Origin of the sequence: Mycobacterium sp. IS-1742, from assembly GCF_001500125.1 — a bacterium.
Lineage (GTDB): Bacteria > Actinomycetota > Actinomycetes > Mycobacteriales > Mycobacteriaceae > Mycobacterium.
Map to the genome: position 1 here is coordinate 128,379 of NZ_LQIV01000001.1, position 16,321 is coordinate 144,699.

A 16,321-nucleotide genomic window follows, 5' to 3' on the forward strand; every position below is an offset into this window, starting at 1 on the left:
ATGACAGGCTCGAACGATGTAGCAGTGGTGGGCTTCGCGCACGCACCACACGTGCGCCGCACCGAGGGCACCACCAACGGCGTCGAGATGCTGATGCCGTGCTTCGCCGAACTCTACGAAGACCTCGGCATCACGAAGGCCGACATCGGCTTCTGGTGCTCCGGATCGTCCGATTACCTAGCCGGACGCGCCTTCTCGTTCATCTCGGCGATCGACTCCATCGGCGCCGTCCCGCCGATCAACGAGTCGCACGTGGAGATGGACGCCGCGTGGGCGCTCTACGAGGCGTACATCAAGATCCTCACCGGCGAGGTGGAGACCGCGCTGGTGTACGGCTTCGGCAAGTCCAGCGCGGGCACGCTGCGCCGCGTGCTGGCACTGCAGACGGACCCGTACACCGTGGCGCCGCTGTGGCCGGACTCGGTGTCGATCGCCGGCCTGCAGGCGCGGCTCGGACTGGACGCCGGGAAGTGGACCGCCGAGCAGATGGCCCAGGTGGCACTGGATTCGTTCGCCGCCGCCGGCCGCACCGATTCCGAGAAGCCCGCGAAGACCGTCGAGGAACTGCTCGAACGGCCCTACTTCGCGGACCCCCTGCGTCGTCACGACATCGCCCCGATCACCGACGGCGCCTCGGCGATCGTGCTGGCCGCCGGTGACCGGGCCCGCGAACTCCGCGAGAACCCGGCCTGGATCACGGGTTTCGAGCACCGCATCGAGACGCCGGTCCTGGGCGCCCGCGATCTGACCACGTCGCCGTCGACGGCGACCTCCGCGCAGGCGGCCACCGGCGGCGACACCGGCTCGATCGACGTCGCCGAGATCTACGCGCCGTTCACCCACCAGCACCTCATCCTCAAAGAGGCCATCGGGCTGTCGGATTCGACGAAGGTCAATCCGTCCGGCGGTCCGCTGGCGGCCAATCCGATGTTCTCGGCCGGCCTGGAACGGATCGGCTTCGCGGCCCGCCACATATTCGACGGCTCGGCGCGGCGGGTGCTCGCACACGCCACCAGCGGCCCTGCGCTGCAACAGAATCTGGTCGCGGTCCTCGAGGGAAGGGACGGCAGGAACTGATGACAAAGAACATGGCAGCGGTGCTCGGCACCGGGCAGACCAAGTACGTCGCCAAACGCCAGGACGTGTCGATGAACGGCCTGGTGCGCGAGGCCATCGACCGGGCGCTGGCCGACGCGGGCGCCACGATGGACGACATCGACGCCGTGGTGCTCGGCAAGGCGCCGGACTTCTTCGAGGGCGTCATGATGCCCGAGCTGTTCCTCACCGACGCCGTCGGCGCCACCAACAAGCCGATGATCCGCGTGCACACCGCCGGTTCGGTCGGTGGTTCGACCGCCGTGGTGGCGGCCAGCCTGGTGCAGTCCGGTAAGTACCGTCGCGTGCTGGCCATGGCGTGGGAGAAGCAGTCCGAATCGAACGCCATGTGGGCGTTGAGCATTCCGGTGCCGTTCACCAAGCCGGTCGGAGCGGGCGCCGGCGGCTACTTCGCACCGCACGTGCGCGCCTACATCCGCCGTTCGGGCGCCCCGACGCACATCGGGGCCATGGTCGCCGTCAAGGACCGGCTCAACGGCGCCAAGAACCCGCTGGCCCACCTTCATCAGCCCGACATCACGCTGGAAAAGGTGCTGGGTTCGCAGATGCTGTGGGACCCGATCCGCTTCGACGAGACCTGCCCGTCGTCCGACGGTGCCTGCGCGCTGGTGATCGGCGACGAGGAGACGGCGGATCGGCGTGTCGGCGAAGGACATCCGGTGGCGTGGATCCACGCCACCGCGCTGCGCACCGAACCGCTGGCCTACGCGGGCCGCGATCAGGTGAACCCGCAGGCCGGCCGGGACGCCGCCAAGGCGCTGTGGGAGGCGGCCGGGATCAGCAGCCCGATCGACGAGATCGACGTGGCCGAGATCTACGTCCCGTTCTCCTGGTTCGAACCGATGTGGCTGGAGAACCTCGGCTTCGCCGCCGAAGGTGAGGGCTGGAAGCTCACGGAGGCCGGTGAGACGGCGATCGGCGGCCGGCTTCCGGTGAACCCGTCGGGCGGTGTGTTGTCGTCGAACCCGATCGGCGCGTCGGGGATGATCCGCTTCGCCGAGGCCGCCATCCAGGTGATGGGCCAGGCCGGTGAGCACCAGGTCGAGGGCGCCCTTAAGGCCCTGGGGCACGCGTACGGCGGTGGATCGCAGTACTACTCGATGTGGGTGGTGAGCTCCGACAAGCGGACGCAGTCGTGACCATGAAGTACACGGTCAGTATCGCGATGGGTCCCATCGATGAACTGACGGAGATCGCGAAATGCGCTGAAGAGGTCGGTTTCGACGCGATCGCGCTGCCGGATTCGCTGTTCTACATGGAGAAGCAGGCGGCGGACTATCCGTATACGCCCGATGGTTCGCGGATGTGGAGCGCCGACACGCCGTGGGTGGACCCGCTGATCGCGGCCGCGGCGATGGGTGCGGTCACCTCGACGCTGCGGTTCTACACCAACGTGATGAAACTCGGGTCGCGCAACCCGCTGCTGCTGGCCCGCCAGGTCGGATCGGTGGCGAACCTGACGCACAACCGGTTCGGCTTCGGTGTCGGAATCGGCTGGGCGCCGGAGGAGTTCGAGTGGTGCGGGGTGCCGTTCGCCCGGCGCGGCAAGCGGGTCGACGAGATGATCGAGGTCATCAGACTGGTGCTGGCCGGCGGCATGGTCGAATTCCACGGCGAGTTCTTCGATTTCGACCGGCTGCAGATGAGCCCGGCGCCGTCCGAACCGGTGCCGTTCTACGTGGGCGGCCACACCGACGTCGCACTGAAGCGGGCGGCGCGGGTGGGTGACGGCTGGACCAGCGCCATGATGACCGGTGCGCAACTGGCCGAGACGATCCGCAAGCTCAACGATCTGCGTGTCGAGTTCGGCCGGGACGGTGAGCCGTTCGAGTTCCAGGCGGTGTGCATCGACAAGTTCGGCGTCGACGGCCACCGCGAGCTCGCCGAGGCCGGTGTCACCGACAACATCGTGATCCCGTGGATGTTCGACGGCTTGAGCTTCGATGCGCCGCTGGAGAAGAAGAAGGATTCGATGAAGCGGTTCGCCGACACCTACATCCACTCGGGCTGGCAACAGGCCTGACGGCCTACCGCGCCAGCCGGCCGACCGCCGTGGTGGCGAGTCCGAAGACCATGCGTTTCCCTCGTTTCGCGGCGTCGGCGAGCGCGCTGCGCCGGTACGGCTTCAACGTCACCTCGTCGCCCACGCCGGCCACCCCGCCGGTGTCGACCCAGCAGTAGCTGCCCAGGCATCGGTCCGCCCGGTCGGCGACCGCCCTGGTGATCCGGCGGTCCACCTCCAGGCCGGGCTGCGCCCGACTGGGCACCACACAGCGGATGGTCGGCATGGTCACCTCGAGCACCGTTCCGCCGAGCATCAGGTGCCCGCCCGTCCAGTGCGCCTCCGGGAGTCCGTCACCGGAGTCGTCGGCGGCCAGCAGCACATTGGGGCGGAAACGACGGACGTCGACGTCGGCCTCGCCGATCGCGGCGCCGATGGTCGCCAGACTGGCCGTCGTCATCACGTGGACGGGTGCCAGGTCGACGAACATGCCGGGCGGCGTCGAGTAGCGGGCGAACATCGTCAGGTCCGAGATCCGCATCATCGACAGGTCGGGCAGGCGTTCGCCGTCGGCGATCCCGAAATCGGAGCGCAGTGAGGCGATCGGCGAATGGTTGCGGTCGGTGAGGCCCAGCCGGTGCAGGCTGGTGTCGGACGCGGGCGGCAATGCGGTCAGCCGCATCTCCCGACCGGCCAGCTCCGACAGTTCGGCGTGGACGGCGGCGTCGTCGGAGCGCACCACCGTGCCGTCGGGGAACGTGATCTCGACGTCGGGAACCCGGCCGGGGCCGGCGTCGGGCGGGGGCGGCGCGCAGTAGCGCGCGGTCGCTTTGAGCAGCGCCGGTACCCGCCGGGCGGTCGCGGTGATGTCCCGTTCCACGTCGCGCACCGCCCACAACCGGTCGCCGTGCACACCGCGCGGGCCGAATTCCGCCTGCTCGAGGGCCTCGCCACCGAGGGATTTGACCGGATACCGCCACATTCCGCCGACCTGACCGACTCGCATGCGGCAACCGTACGGCCAACGGCGGGCCGGCGGCAGGGGCCGGGCCGATATCCGTTCAGAACCCCCGTCGGAGGGGTATGCCCCAGGTCACGCGCCAGTGATTGCGAGACCAGCGGACAAAACTGTAACGTGTTCTAGTTAGAGGGCTCGACATCGAGGCCAGGACTTTGGAGGCGCCCAGGTGAGTACCGAGACCGCACACAGCGGCATACGCGAGATCGACACCGGAACCCTGCCCGACCGCTACGCCAGGGGCTGGCACTGCCTCGGCCCGGTCACGGACTACCTCGACGGCGAACCGCACTCGGTCGAGGCGTTCGGCACCAAACTCGTCGTGTTCGCCGACTCGAAGGGCGACGTCAAGATCCTCGACGGCTACTGCAGGCACATGGGCGGTGACCTGTCCCAGGGCACCGTCAAGGGCGACGAGGTCGCCTGCCCCTTCCACGACTGGCGCTGGGGCGGCGACGGCAAGTGCAAGCTCGTGCCCTACGCCAAGCGGACACCGCGACTGGCCCGCACCCGCGCCTGGACCACCGACGTGCGCAGCGGGCTTCTCTTCGTCTGGCACGACCACGAGGGCAACCCGCCGCCCCCCGAGGTGCGCATCCCGGAGATCCCCGAGTTCGCCAGCGACGAGTGGACCGACTGGCGGTGGAACTCGATCCTGATCGAGGGCGCCAACTGCCGCGAGATCATCGACAACGTCACCGACATGGCGCACTTCTTCTACATCCACTTCGGGCTGCCGACGTACTTCAAGAACGTCTTCGAAGGCCATATCGCCAGCCAGTATCTGCACAACGTGGGCCGGCCCGACGTCAACGACATGGGCACCACCTACGGTGAGGCACACCTCGACTCGGAGGCGTCGTACTTCGGGCCGTCGTTCATGATCAACTGGCTGCACAACAACTACGGCGGCTACAAGGCCGAGTCCATCCTCATCAACTGCCACTATCCGGTCACGCAGGATTCGTTCGTGCTCCAGTGGGGCGTCATCGTCGAGAAGCCCAAGGGCATGGACGAGAAGATGACCGACAAACTGTCGCGGACGTTCACCGACGGGGTCAGCAAGGGCTTCCTGCAGGACGTCGAGATCTGGAAGCACAAGACGCGCATCGACAACCCGCTGCTGGTCGAAGAGGACGGCGCGGTGTACCAGCTGCGTCGCTGGTATCAGCAGTTCTACGTCGACGTCGCCGATGTGACCCCCGAGATGACCGACCGCTTCGAGGTCGAGGTCGACACCACCGCGGCCAACGAGTACTGGAACTCCGAGGTCCAGGAGAACCTCGCGCGCCGCGAGGCCGAGGCCGAGAAAGCCGAACAGCCGACGTCATGACCTCACCGGAGGAGCAGGACGCCGAGGTCGACCGTCTGGCCCGGTCGATGCTCCTGCTGCACGGCGCCCACGACGACGATCACGACCACCCCGCACCCTCCCCCGGCGGCCGCAAGAGCTGGTCGAAGGCGCCGAGCTTCGCCGACGACGAGGAACGGGCGGCGGCGGTGCGCGAGGCGACGCGCCGGGACCGCGAGCGTTACCTCAATTCCGGCCTGGTGGAGGTCGACTGCCGGTTCTGCCACGTCTCGGTCAAGGTCAAGAAACTCGGGCGCGGCCACACCTCGGTGCAGTGGAACTCCGACGCGTCGCAGCGCTGCGCGCACTTCACCGAGATCCGTGAGGCCGGCGGGCAGCCGGCTCGGACCAGGACCTGCCCGAGATTGGCCGACAGCATCAAACACGCTGTCGCAGAGGGGTGTCTGGAGGAGAGTTCCACCGCACCCTCCCCCGGCGACGGTGAGCTCACAGACCCGCGAAGCGCTCCCTGACCTGTTCGGCGGTCAAGCCGTAGTCGGCCAGCGAGTAGGTGTGTTTCGGTGCGCGAGGACCCTGCTGGCTCGCCTCGTGAGTCTTCGTCATCGCCTCGCGCGCCGACTCGGTGAACTCGATACCGAAGTTGCGGTAGATGTCCTCGACGACGCTGATCGGATCCTTGATCAGCGCGAAGTAGTCCAGGTCGTAGAACTGCGCCGGATCATGTTTGGCGCGTTCGGCGTTGAACAACTCCAGTCCGCGCGACCACGTCTCCATCGAGTCGGCGCCGATGACGTCGCCGACGAACGTGTTCGACCAGCCTTCGGTGGTGTGCTGGGCCAGGGAGCACATGGACGCCATGATCGTCTCGGCCGGGCGGTGGCACTGCACCACGAGCGCGTCCGGATACGTAGCCATCAGCGCGTCCAGCGCGAACAGATGGCTGGGATTCTTGAGCACCCAGCGCTTCTCGCGGTCGTTGAGCCCGATGAGCTGAAGGTTGCGCCGGTGCCGCTGATAGGGCTTGGTCCAGTCCTGGCGCGCCAGCCACTGCGAGTAGGTGGGCACGTGAGCCAGCGTCTCGTAGGACACCGAATGCAGCGACTGCCGCAGCAACTGCCAGCATTCCTCCACTTCGTCGGCGGTCATGAAGTGCAGGCCGGTGTAGTCCGGGTTCTCCTCGTGCGCCTTGGTGAACTGCGCATCGAGTTGCTGGAACACCGGGTTCTGCGACCAGGTCTCGCGCGGTGGGCGCGGTTGCGGGAATTCGGCCAGCCACAACTCCAGACCCTGATGCCGCGGGTCGGCGGCGAGCAGCCGATGAACGGCCGTGGTGCCGGTCCGCGGCAGTCCGGTGACGAAGATCGGCCGCCGGATGGGCACGTCGGCGTGTTCGGGATACTGCTTGAACGCCGCCTCGGACACCAGCCGGGCGACAAGGGCATTGCGGACGAAGAACCGCTGCATCTTGCTGCCGAACTCGGTGAGGTCGGCATCGCGTCGGTAGGACTCGAGAAGCACGCCGAGGGCCTCTCGATAGTTGTCGTCGTCGGAGCCGAAATCGTCCAGACCGCAGGCCTTCACGGCCGACGCGTGCAGATCCTCGACCGTGCCCACATCTGTTCTCGGGGTGTGTGTGCTCATCGTCAGGCCTTGTACTCCCCGCAGTTGACATCCAGTGTCTGCCCGGTGATCCCGCTGGACAGATCGCTGGCCATGAACAGGATCGCCGACGCCACCTCGTCCTCGGTGGGCAACCGCTTGAGGTCGGACGCCGCCGCGGTCGCCCGGTAGATCTCGTCGACGGTCGTCCCGTACTTGCCCGCCTGGTGGTTGAAGTAGCTCTTGAGCGTGTCACCCCAGATGTATCCGGGAGCCACCGAGTTCACCCGGATGCCCTGCTCACCGAGCTCGGTGGCCAGCGTCTGCGACATGGCGAGCAGCGCCGACTTGGCCATCTTGTAGGCGCCGTACTTGGCCTGCGAGTGGCGCACCACCATCGAGTTGACGTTCACGACCGACCCGTTGGCCGCGGCCAGCGCCGGCGTGAACGCCTGCACCATGCGCAGCGCGCCGAAGACGGTCAGCTCGATGGCGTCGCGCATGTGCTCGAACGTGGTGCTGGCGAACGGTTTCATCGACGGCACGCGGAACGCGTTGTTGATCAGCACGTCGACCCTGCCGTAGGCCGCGACCGATTCCTCGACGAGCTTGTTCACCTGCGCTTCGTCGGTGATGTCCGTACCCACGGACAGCGCCCGTCGTCCGAGGCCGGTGATCTGCGCGGCGACGTCCTCCAGCCGCTCGACCGTGCGCGCGGCGAGCACCAGGTCCGCGCCTTCCTCGGCGCAACGCCGCGCCAGTGTTGTGCCGAGCGCAGGTCCGACGCCGCTGATGACGACGACCTTGTCCTGCAGGAGTCCGAACGCCATGTCAGCCCACCATTCTTTCGCCGATCTGCTTCTGACGCAGCGCGATCCGCGCACGCCAGTCTTCGTCCGAGATCTTGTTCGATTCGTAGTGGGGCAGCGCCGCGGCGACCTCGTCGACGTCGACCAGTTCCACCGTGGGCCCGTCGGCGGGTGTGAGTTCGCGCGACACCCGTTGCCAGCGGAACTGCAGGAACCCCTTGCGGTGACCCAGCGTCTCGACCCAGTTCGCCACCCCGGGATTCTGGTCCGAGACGACGATGCGGATCTTTCCGTCCGGATCCGCCTGCGCCTGAGTGCCGTTCAGCGATGTCTGGTGGTTGATGTAGTCCAGCGAGATGTACCAGAGGCTGCCGAGTTGGAAGCCCAGGTAGGGCGCATCGGTGACCGGCAGGGTGATGACCAGGGCCTGGTGCTCGGCGAGGTCGAACTGTCCGGCGGACGAATACTGCGTCGCGAGGCCGCCGGGGGTGAGTCGGGGCGACACCATGGTGTTGGGCGGGGTGTCGTTGTAGAACCACTGCGGGAACTGCAGCCATGTCTTGACGCGCTGGACGAGTTGCTTTCCCGCGACGGCGTAACGCTTCTCGATGAGCTCGCGGGTCAGCGGCGGCGGCGCCGTGCCCGCGGTGTCGGTGCGCGCGATCGCGAACGTGCCGCGCTGGGCGGACCAGTCGTTGTAGACCTCGCGGATCACCAGCTGCGACGGCACCTCGGGAGTGAAGCGCCACTCGAACGTGCCGTCGGCGGCGATGTCGAGCTTGCGGTCGTCGAATGCGGTCTCACTGTCCGGGACCACCTCGTCGGTGTACTCGCCGCCGAGCAGCTGGAAGCTGACGTCGGTGGTGGTGCCGCGCTTTCCGGTGACCACGTATTCGTGGCCCGGCTGGACACGGGTGCCGAAATAGAGGGTGTCGGGGTTGTCGAGGCCCATCTTCGTGAACGGGCCGGTGCCGCTGTGCAGGAACGGATGGTCGCGGTCGTAGTCGAACGCGACATGTGTGCACGCGGCGATACAGCCCGCGAGGTACTGCAGCCCCTCGAGCAGGTCGGCCTCGGAATCGATGAACGGGGCGGCGGCGACGAGCTTCTCGGCCTCGGCGATCGCCTCGGCCAGCGGTGTGGTGAACACGCTCTGAAACTAGAACGTGTTCTCATCGGCGTCAACGGACCACGTGAAACTGCTGTTCCATATTTGTACCGAAGAGGTACATTTCTGACGTGCCTCAGGATCCCGTCGCCGGCCGCCGGTCGCCGCCCACGCAGCGCGTCGTGGCGGTTCTCGACTTCCTCGCGCGCCATCCCCACGAACGGTTCGGCCTCTCCGATCTGGCACGGCGGCTGGATCTCAGCAAGCCGACGTGCCTCGGCATCGTGAGCACTCTCGTCGAAGCCGGCTACCTGGTGCGCGACACGCGGGACAAGTCCTACCGGTTGGGGCCGGCGTTGATCGCACTCGGTCACACCGCCCAGGAGTCGATGCGCGTCAGCCCGGCCGCCCGCGACGAACTGCGCCGGCTGTGCGCGGCGGCCGGGAGCACAGCCGCCCTCTCGGCGGTCGTCGACGACCGCATCACCGTCCTCGATCTCGTGGCACCGCACGCGGTTCCCCCGCCCGTGCAGGTGGGGCAGAGTTACCCGTTCGCCCCACCTGTCGGGTTGATGTTCGTGCTGTGGGACGACGCCGCGGTGGCGGCGTGGCTGGCCAAGCAACCGACCATCCCGCTGCGTACCGACGGCGACCGGCTCAACCGGGTGATCGCCGAGTGCCGCACCGACGGCTACCTGGTCGAACGGCAGACCCCTGCTGGACAACGCCTGTATGCGTTGATGGCCGGAATGTCCAGCACGCTGCCGCACGAACTGCGCGCCCTGCTCGGGGAGATGGTGTCCGATATCGGCGAGCGGGTGTACCTGCGCAGTGAGAACACCGCCGCCGACGCCCGCCAGCGGCACGACATCAGCGTGATCTCGGCACCGGTCTTCGATCAACACCGCCGTCAGGCGATGGTGGTGTCCCTGCATGTCGGGCGATCGCTGAGCGCCACCGAGATCGTCCGGCGCGCACGGCGCGTGGTGGCCACCGCGGACGCCGTCACCCGCCAGATCGGCGGTGCGAAACCCTCCCGCTAGCAGGCGATGTCGAGTCGGTTTGTTTCACATCGCAAGGTGACGGGTATCTGGATCGGCGTCAGGGGGGTCTTCGGAACCGAACCGTCGAACGTCGACGGTCGGATGTGAACAACGAGTCGACGCGCGCCGCCCCGAGTGGTGCCGTCAAGGAGGAGTTCATCCATGAAGATCAAGACACTCGCGGCCACGTCCGCGATGGCCGGTGCGCTGGGCTTCGCCGCCATGGGACTCGGCACCGGGGTTGCGCAGGCCGAACCGAACGGTCCCAAGCCGAACCCGCCGGTGCCCGGCGACGACGTGTGGCTTCCCGGCGACCCGCCGGGGCACAACCCGTTCGGACCGCCTGGGCAGGTGATGAAGGACCCGGCAGTGGGCGTCGCGCCGAACCCGCTCTACGGGGTGCCGCCGGGCCACTGGGACGATCCGGCCTACTTCGGCATCCCCACGGTCTGGCTGCCACCGGGCATCCCCGGTGTGACCGAGCCGCTGCGGGTCGTGTTCAACCCGGCCGTGACGGCGTGGGGTGTGTGGGTCAACGACGGCCTGTTCGTCCCGCTTCCCCGATAGACAGCTCGACGGGCAGCCGCCCTGCGTCCACGCAGGGCGGCTGTCTGCTGTCGGTCAGCTGACCGCGGCGAGCGCGAACGGCAGCACTGCGGGCGCCCCGGCCGCGCGGACCACCCGCGCCGCCATCGTCAGGGTCCACCCGGTGTCGGCGAGATCGTCGACGAGCAGTACCGGACCGGACACGTCCAGCGTCGGCGTCTCCCACGAATTCACAAGAGCCGCAACCCGGTACGCGGAGTTCGCCGCCGTCACCGGCCGTCGTCCCGAGCGGTATTGCAGGGTGCCGAGGTCGGTGAGCCGACCGAGTTCGGCCAGCCGGCGCGCCAGCGACCGGATCAGCATCGGACGGGTGCCGGAGTCCATCGCCAGCACGGCGACCGGACGCTGCTGCCAGTCCCATGCGGCCAGCACGTCGATGGCGGCGCGGACCACGTCGTCGGAGACCTCCGCGTCGGGTTCGTCGAGCAGCTTGCGCAACCGCGCGCCCCACCCCAGATCGGTGAGCCTGCCGATCACCCGGCCGGTCGCGGGGCCGTCGTGAATGCGGCCGCTGAGGTCGAGCCCCAACTTGCCCAGCCCGGACGGCCACTGCTTGCGCGGGCTGAGCTCGACGCCGGGACGCATCAGCCGCTCACGGGTGTCCTCCGCCGCGGCCGCGTCCACCTCGCCGGACAGTCGGGTGCCGGTGCAGTTGTCGCACCGGCCGCACCGGTCGCCTTCGCGCAGGTCCGGATCGTCGAGTTGGCGGCGCAGGAACGCCATCCGGCACCCCTCGGTGCTCTGGTAGTCGAGCATCGCCTGCTGTTCGCGGCGCCGCGCCTCGTCGAGTTTGCGGTAGCGGGGTTCGTCATAGCTCCACGGCTGACCGGTGCTGACCCAGCCGCCCTTGACCCGCCGGACCGCCCCGTCCACATCGAGCACCTTGAGCACCATCTCCAGCCGGCTGCGGTTGAGGTCGACGAGCGGCTCGAGCGCGGGCGTGGACTGCGGCCGGTCCGTCTCGAGTACGTCGATCACGTTGCGCACCATCGCTTCCGACGGGAACGCGACCGAGGCGAAATAGCGCCAGACCTCCTGGTCCTCGCGGCCGGGCAGCAGAACCACCTCGGCGCTCGACGTGGCGCGGCCGGCACGCCCGACCTGCTGGTAGTAGGCGATCGGTGAGGACGGTGCCCCGAGATGCACCACGAAGCCGAGGTCGGGTTTGTCGAATCCCATGCCGAGCGCCGAGGTGGCGACCAGCGCCTTGACCCGGTTGGCCAGCAGGTCGGCCTCGAGTTGTTCGCGCTCGGCCGGATCGTTGGAGCCCGTATAGGCCGCGACGGGGTGACCGTGTTCGCGCAGCAGCGCCGCGATGTCGTGGGCCTGGGCGACGGTGAGTGTGTAGACGATGCCCGAACCCGGCAGGTCACCGATGTGCGCGGCGATCCACGCGGCCCGCTGCGCGGGGTTTCCCGCCTGGACCACGGAGAGCCGGAGGGATTCGCGGTCGAGCCCGCCGCGCAGCACGAGTGTGTCGCGCCCGCCCACACCGAGCTGGGCGGCCACGTCGTCGACCACGCGATCGTTCGCGGTGGCAGTGGTGGCCAACACCGGGATGTCCTGACCCAACTCCGCGATCAGGGTGCGGATCCTGCGGTAGTCGGGACGGAAGTCGTGCCCCCAGTCCGACACGCAGTGCGCCTCGTCCACCACGACCAGACCGGCGTCGGCCGCCAGCGCGGGCAGCACACTGTCCCGGAAGTCGGGGTTGTTGAGCCGTTCGGGACTGACCAGCAGGACGTCGAGGTCGCCGCCCTGCACCCTGGCGTGGATGTCCTCCCACTCGGTGACGTTGCCGGAGTTGATGGTGGCCGCCCGCACGCCGGCCCGCTCGGCGGCGGCGACCTGGTTGCGCATCAACGCCAGTAGCGGGGAGACGATGACCGTGGGCCCGCGGCCCGCCGCCCGCAGCAGTTTGGCGGAGATGAAGTACACCGCCGACTTACCCCAGCCCGTGCGCTGCACCACGAGAGCCTGGCGGCGATGGACCACGAGCGCCTCGATCGCGGTCCACTGGTCCTCGCGCAGGGTCGCCTGCGGTCCGGCGAGCTGTTCGAGCAGCGCCTGGGCTTCGTCACGAGTCGGCATGTGCCCTATCGTGCCTGGCGGGTCCGACTACTGAACGACGAGCCAGATGGCGGCGAAGTGGCAGACCGCCGCCGCCGCGGTGAACGCGTGGAAGAACTCGTGGTGGGCGAAGGTGTCCGGCCACGGATTGGGCCAACGGGCGCCGTAGAAGACGGCGCCGACGGTGTAGAGCGCCGCGCCGGCCACCAGCAGCGCGACGACGGCGAATCCCGCGCCGATCAGGAGCGCCTCGGCGAACAGCACCGCCACGTAGCCGAGCATCAAGTAGAGGGGTACGCCCACCCATCGCGGCGATGACGGCCACATCATCTTGAGCGCGACGCCGGCGGCGGCGCCGGTCCACACGATGATCAAGGCCCGCAGCCCGATGTCCGGAGGCAGCGCCAGCACCGCGAACGGGGTGTATGTGGCGGCGATGAACACGAAGATCACCGAGTGGTCGAGCCGCATCATCCACTTCTCGGCCACCGGTGACGTCCAGCGGACCCGGTGATACACCGCGCTGACGGTGAACATGGCGACGATCGCGGTGGCGTAGATCAGCGCGGCCCACCCGGCCCGTGACGAACCCGTGCCCGCCCATGCCGCCGGCACCAGGGCCGCGCAGGCCACGACCGCGAAGAAAGCCGATACGAGATGGATGAGACCGCGCGCCCGCGGACGGACGATCACGCGCACCCGGTCGTTCAGAACAGCTCCGATGTCGCAGCACCCCTCGCGGTTGGCGTCGGCGCTGCACAGCCTACCGCCGGGAGGCCGCCGTCAGCGGGCGACAGGCTCGCCGCTGTCCATCTCGCGTTTGATCTCCAGCGCGATGTCGATGAGTTGGTCCTCCTGGCCGCCGATGAGCTTGCGCTGACCGGCCCGGTGCAACAGCTGGTGTGCGGGGACCCCGTAGCGTTCGGACTGGCGGATGGCGTGCTTGAGGAAGCTCGAGTAGACACCCGAGTAGCCCATGATGAGGGCGTTGCGGTCCAACAGGCACTCGGCGGGCATCGCCGGCGCGACGACTTCCTCGGCCGCGTCGGCGATGTCGAAGAAGTCGATGCCGGTCTTGACGCCGATCTTGTCGAAGACCCCGATCAGCGCCTCGACCGGCGCGTTGCCCGCCCCGGCGCCGAAGCGGCGGCACGATCCGTCGATCTGCTTGGCCCCGGCACGTACCGCCTCGATCGAATTGGCCACGCCCAGACCGAGATTCTCGTGGCCGTGGAAACCGACTTGAGCATCCGAGCCCAGTTCGGCGACGAGTGCGGCGACCCGGTCGCGCACACCCTCGAGCACCAGCGCGCCCGCGGAGTCGACGACGTAGACGCACTGGCATCCGGCGTCGGCCATGATGCGGGCCTGTTCTGCGAGCTTCTCGGGCGGGATGGTGTGGCTCATCATCAGGAAGCCGACGGTTTCCAGGCCGAGCTCGCGAGCCAGACCGAAGTGCTGGATGGACACGTCGGCCTCGGTGCAGTGGGTCGCGATGCGGCAGATGGACCCGCCGTTGTTCTGCGCCTCCTTGATGTCCTCCTTGGTGCCCACGCCGGGCAGCATGAGAAAGGCGATCTTGGCTTCCTTGGCGGTCTCGGCCGCGAGCTTGATCAGTTCCTGCTCAGGGGTTTTCGAGAACCCGTAGTTGAAGCTCGACCCGCCGAGGCCGTCACCGTGCGTCACCTCGATCACCGGCACGCCCGCGGCGTCGAGTGCGGCGACGATGGCCCCCACCTCGTCTTTGGTGAACTGGTGGCGCTTGTGGTGCGAACCGTCACGCAGCGACGTGTCCGTCATCCGGACGTCCCAGATCGGGTTGAAGTAGATGTCCTGGGTGCTCATGCCTGTGCACCTCCTGCCAGAGAGAGGGATTCCTTTGCGATCTCCTCGCCGACCTTGGCCGCTGCCGCGGTCATGATGTCGAGGTTGCCCGCGTACGGCGGCAGGTAGTCGCCTGCGCCTTCGACCTCCACGAATGTGGTCACCACGGCCTGCCCGCCAGAGTTGATCGACGGGTCGTCGAACTGCGGGTCGTTGAGCAGGCGGTAGCCGGGCACGTACGTCTGCACCTCGGCGACGACGTCGCGGATCGACTGGGCGATCGCGTCGCGGTCGGCGTCCTCGGGGATGGCGCAGAAGATGGTGTCGCGCATGATCATCGGCGGATCGGCGGGGTTGAGGATGATGATCGCCTTGCCGCGCCGCGCACCCCCGATCGTCTCCACGCCCTTGCTCGTCGTCTTGGTGAACTCGTCGATGTTGGCCCTGGTGCCGGGCCCCGCCGAACTCGACGACACCGAGGCGACGATCTCGGCGTAGGGCACGGTGCCGCCCTGTTCGGTGACCGCGCGGGCGACGGCGTAGACGATCGGGATGGTGGCCTGCCCACCGCACGTGATCATGTTGACGTTCGGCGCGTCGAGATGCTCACGCAGGTTGGCCGGCGGGATCACCGCCGGGCCCACCGCCGCCGGGGTGAGGTCGATGGCGCGGATCCCCGCCTCCTCGTAGCGCGGTGCCGCCGCCCGGTGCACGTAGGCGCTGGTCGCCTCGAACACCAGATCGGGCTTCTCGTCCTGGGCCAGCAGCCAGTCCACGCCCTCGTGCGAGGTCTCCAGGCCGAGTTTGCGTGCGCGCGCGAGCCCTTCAGACTCGGGGTCGATGCCGATCATCCAACGCGGTTCGAGGTACTCCGAGCGCTGCAGTTTGTAGAGCAGATCGGTGCTGATGTTGCCGGACCCGACGATCGCGACTTGAAGCTTCCCCGGCATATGACTCTCCCTATTCGAAACTGAGCTGTACTGAACCTAACCCGGCGAAGTCGGCCACGAAATGGCTCCCGGGAGGTGCATCTATCGCACGTGTGCACGAGCCGGGCAGCACGATGTCGCCGGCCTTGAGGCGGACACCGAAACTCTCGACCTTGCGGGCCAACCACGCCACCGCGGTGACCGGATTGCCCAGCACCGCATCGCTGCGGCCCTCGGCCACCGTCTCACCGTTGTTGGTCAGCACGGCGTCGATCGACTTGATATCTATGTCCTTGGGCGACACCCGCGCCTCGCCGAGCACCCACCCCGCGGACGAGGCGTTGTCGGCGATCGTGTCGCAGAGTTTGATCTTCCAGTCGGTGATCCGGGTGTCGATCAACTCGATCGCGGGGGCGAAGGCCGCGGTGGCCGCGAGCACGTCCTCCTCGGTGCAGCCCGCACCCGGCAGATCGTCGGCGAGGATGAAACCGACCTCGACCTCGACGCGGGGGTAGAGGTAGTTGGCGCTCTTGACCGGCTTGTCCTCGTACACCTGCATCTCGTCGAGCAGATGGCCGTAATCGGGTTCGTCGACACCCATCATCTTCTGCATGGCCTCCGAGGAGAGGCCGACCTTGTGGCCGATCACCCGGGCGCCTTCGGCGACCTTCTGGCGGATGTTGATCAGCTGGATCTCGTAGGCGTCGACGACGTCGATGTCGGGGTGGGCGTCGGTGAGGGGCTTCATCGGCACCCGGCTGCGCTCGGCTTGGGCGAGATCGGCGGCAAGCTGCTCACGGACCGCGGAACTGAGCATTTTCAGTGAAGTCCCCTCGTTTCGTCGACCGGCACAGTTGTGGGTCGGCCGCGCAATTCTATAACGTG

Annotated in this window: 16 protein-coding genes; 7 read left to right on the plus strand and 9 right to left on the minus strand. The window is 68.0% G+C overall.

All coding sequences use genetic code 11. The annotated features are described in order from the left end of the window. From AU196_RS00680 to AU196_RS00690, 3 genes are read left to right on the plus strand one after another with little or no spacing between them, the layout of a single operon-like run. Nucleotides 1–1,077: a thiolase family protein gene (locus AU196_RS00680; protein ID WP_059093157.1), complete on the plus strand. Its 1,077-nt coding sequence runs from the start codon at nt 1–3 to the stop codon at nt 1,075–1,077. Next, nucleotides 1,077–2,255 (plus strand): thiolase family protein, encoded by a 1,179-nt coding sequence (locus tag AU196_RS00685; protein ID WP_059093158.1) that lies wholly within the window; start codon nt 1,077–1,079, stop codon nt 2,253–2,255. Before AU196_RS00680 ends, AU196_RS00685 begins: the two co-directional genes overlap by 1 nt. Nucleotides 2,256–2,257: 2 nt before the next feature. Next, nucleotides 2,258–3,139: a TIGR03619 family F420-dependent LLM class oxidoreductase gene (locus AU196_RS00690; RefSeq protein ID WP_059093159.1), complete on the plus strand. Its 882-nt coding sequence runs from the start codon at nt 2,258–2,260 to the stop codon at nt 3,137–3,139. Nucleotides 3,140–3,143: 4 nt separating this feature from the next. Here AU196_RS00690 and AU196_RS00695 read toward each other — a convergent pair whose 3' ends face one another. Next, on the minus strand, nt 3,144–4,124 hold the full coding sequence (locus AU196_RS00695) for an MOSC domain-containing protein (protein ID WP_231737242.1): 981 nt from the start codon (nt 4,122–4,124) through the stop codon (nt 3,144–3,146). Nucleotides 4,125–4,305: 181 nt separating this feature from the next. Here AU196_RS00695 and AU196_RS00700 point away from each other — a divergent pair, with 181 nt between their 5' ends. Further along, nucleotides 4,306–5,469 carry a 3-ketosteroid-9-alpha-monooxygenase, oxygenase component gene (locus AU196_RS00700; protein WP_059093160.1) on the plus strand — a complete coding sequence of 388 codons (1,164 nt, stop codon included), beginning with the start codon at nt 4,306–4,308 and terminating at the stop codon, nt 5,467–5,469. Next, nucleotides 5,466–5,960, plus strand: a complete 495-nt coding sequence (locus tag AU196_RS00705) for a hypothetical protein (protein WP_059093161.1) — start codon at nt 5,466–5,468, stop codon at nt 5,958–5,960. The genes AU196_RS00700 and AU196_RS00705 overlap by 4 nt, the downstream gene beginning before the upstream one ends. Here the strand turns inward: AU196_RS00705 and AU196_RS00710 are convergent. The 3 genes from AU196_RS00710 to AU196_RS00720 are packed head-to-tail and all read right to left on the minus strand — an operon-like array spanning nt 5,935 to nt 9,006. Next, the gene (locus AU196_RS00710) at nt 5,935–7,089 is read right to left on the minus strand and encodes a sulfotransferase family protein (protein WP_059093162.1); all 1,155 of its coding nucleotides are present in this window, start codon (nt 7,087–7,089) and stop codon (nt 5,935–5,937) included. The two genes, AU196_RS00705 and AU196_RS00710, sit on opposite strands and share 26 nt — an antisense overlap. A 2-nt stretch (nt 7,090–7,091) precedes the next feature. After that, complete coding sequence (locus AU196_RS00715; protein ID WP_059093163.1) at nt 7,092–7,877, minus strand: SDR family oxidoreductase; 786 nt, start codon at nt 7,875–7,877, stop codon at nt 7,092–7,094. A gap of 1 nt (nt 7,878) precedes the next feature. After that, nucleotides 7,879–9,006: a hypothetical protein gene (locus AU196_RS00720; RefSeq protein WP_059093164.1), complete on the minus strand. Its 1,128-nt coding sequence runs from the start codon at nt 9,004–9,006 to the stop codon at nt 7,879–7,881. 89 nt (nt 9,007–9,095) lie between these two features. On the opposite strand from AU196_RS00720, the gene AU196_RS00725 reads away from it, so the two are divergent. Next, nucleotides 9,096–10,007 (plus strand): IclR family transcriptional regulator, encoded by a 912-nt coding sequence (locus AU196_RS00725; protein WP_059093165.1) that lies wholly within the window; start codon nt 9,096–9,098, stop codon nt 10,005–10,007. A 162-nt stretch (nt 10,008–10,169) separates the two neighbouring features. Then, nucleotides 10,170–10,574, plus strand: coding sequence for a hypothetical protein (locus tag AU196_RS00730; RefSeq protein ID WP_059093166.1), 405 nt, complete (start codon nt 10,170–10,172; stop codon nt 10,572–10,574). A 54-nt stretch (nt 10,575–10,628) separates the two neighbouring features. Here the strand turns inward: AU196_RS00730 and AU196_RS00735 are convergent, their stop codons facing one another. From AU196_RS00735 to AU196_RS00755, 5 genes are all read right to left on the minus strand, one after another. Then, a complete protein-coding gene (locus AU196_RS00735; protein WP_059093167.1) occupies nt 10,629–12,704 on the minus strand; it encodes a RecQ family ATP-dependent DNA helicase in 2,076 nt (691 codons plus the stop codon). A gap of 27 nt (nt 12,705–12,731) precedes the next feature. Further along, nucleotides 12,732–13,382: a PAQR family membrane homeostasis protein TrhA gene (gene trhA, locus AU196_RS00740; protein ID WP_353647235.1), complete on the minus strand. Its 651-nt coding sequence runs from the start codon at nt 13,380–13,382 to the stop codon at nt 12,732–12,734. Nucleotides 13,383–13,466: 84 nt separating this feature from the next. Continuing rightward, the gene (gene dmpG / locus AU196_RS00745) at nt 13,467–14,528 is read right to left on the minus strand and encodes a 4-hydroxy-2-oxovalerate aldolase (protein WP_059093168.1); all 1,062 of its coding nucleotides are present in this window, start codon (nt 14,526–14,528) and stop codon (nt 13,467–13,469) included. Then, nucleotides 14,525–15,457: an acetaldehyde dehydrogenase (acetylating) gene (locus AU196_RS00750; protein ID WP_059093169.1), complete on the minus strand. Its 933-nt coding sequence runs from the start codon at nt 15,455–15,457 to the stop codon at nt 14,525–14,527. The genes dmpG and AU196_RS00750 overlap by 4 nt, the downstream gene beginning before the upstream one ends. Nucleotides 15,458–15,467: 10 nt before the next feature. Next, nucleotides 15,468–16,253, minus strand: coding sequence for a 2-keto-4-pentenoate hydratase (locus AU196_RS00755; protein WP_059093170.1), 786 nt, complete (start codon nt 16,251–16,253; stop codon nt 15,468–15,470). Nucleotides 16,254–16,321: the final 68 nt, after the last annotated feature.

Excerpts from the sequence above, each read along its gene's own strand:
- AU196_RS00680 (WP_059093157.1), top strand. The coding sequence starts at position 1 with ATGACAGGCTCGAACGATGTAGCAGTGGTGGGCTTCGCGCACGCACCA.
- AU196_RS00685 (WP_059093158.1), top strand. The coding sequence starts at position 1,077 with ATGACAAAGAACATGGCAGCGGTGCTCGGCACCGGGCAGACCAAGTAC.
- AU196_RS00690 (WP_059093159.1), top strand. The coding sequence starts at position 2,258 with ATGAAGTACACGGTCAGTATCGCGATGGGTCCCATCGATGAACTGACG.
- AU196_RS00695 (WP_231737242.1), bottom strand. The coding sequence starts at position 4,124 with ATGCGAGTCGGTCAGGTCGGCGGAATGTGGCGGTATCCGGTCAAATCC.
- AU196_RS00705 (WP_059093161.1), top strand. The coding sequence starts at position 5,466 with ATGACCTCACCGGAGGAGCAGGACGCCGAGGTCGACCGTCTGGCCCGG.
- AU196_RS00710 (WP_059093162.1), bottom strand. The coding sequence starts at position 7,089 with ATGAGCACACACACCCCGAGAACAGATGTGGGCACGGTCGAGGATCTG.
- AU196_RS00715 (WP_059093163.1), bottom strand. The coding sequence starts at position 7,877 with ATGGCGTTCGGACTCCTGCAGGACAAGGTCGTCGTCATCAGCGGCGTC.
- AU196_RS00730 (WP_059093166.1), top strand. The coding sequence starts at position 10,170 with ATGAAGATCAAGACACTCGCGGCCACGTCCGCGATGGCCGGTGCGCTG.
- AU196_RS00735 (WP_059093167.1), bottom strand. The coding sequence starts at position 12,704 with ATGCCGACTCGTGACGAAGCCCAGGCGCTGCTCGAACAGCTCGCCGGA.
- dmpG (WP_059093168.1), bottom strand. The coding sequence starts at position 14,528 with ATGAGCACCCAGGACATCTACTTCAACCCGATCTGGGACGTCCGGATG.
- AU196_RS00750 (WP_059093169.1), bottom strand. The coding sequence starts at position 15,457 with ATGCCGGGGAAGCTTCAAGTCGCGATCGTCGGGTCCGGCAACATCAGC.
- AU196_RS00755 (WP_059093170.1), bottom strand. The coding sequence starts at position 16,253 with ATGCTCAGTTCCGCGGTCCGTGAGCAGCTTGCCGCCGATCTCGCCCAA.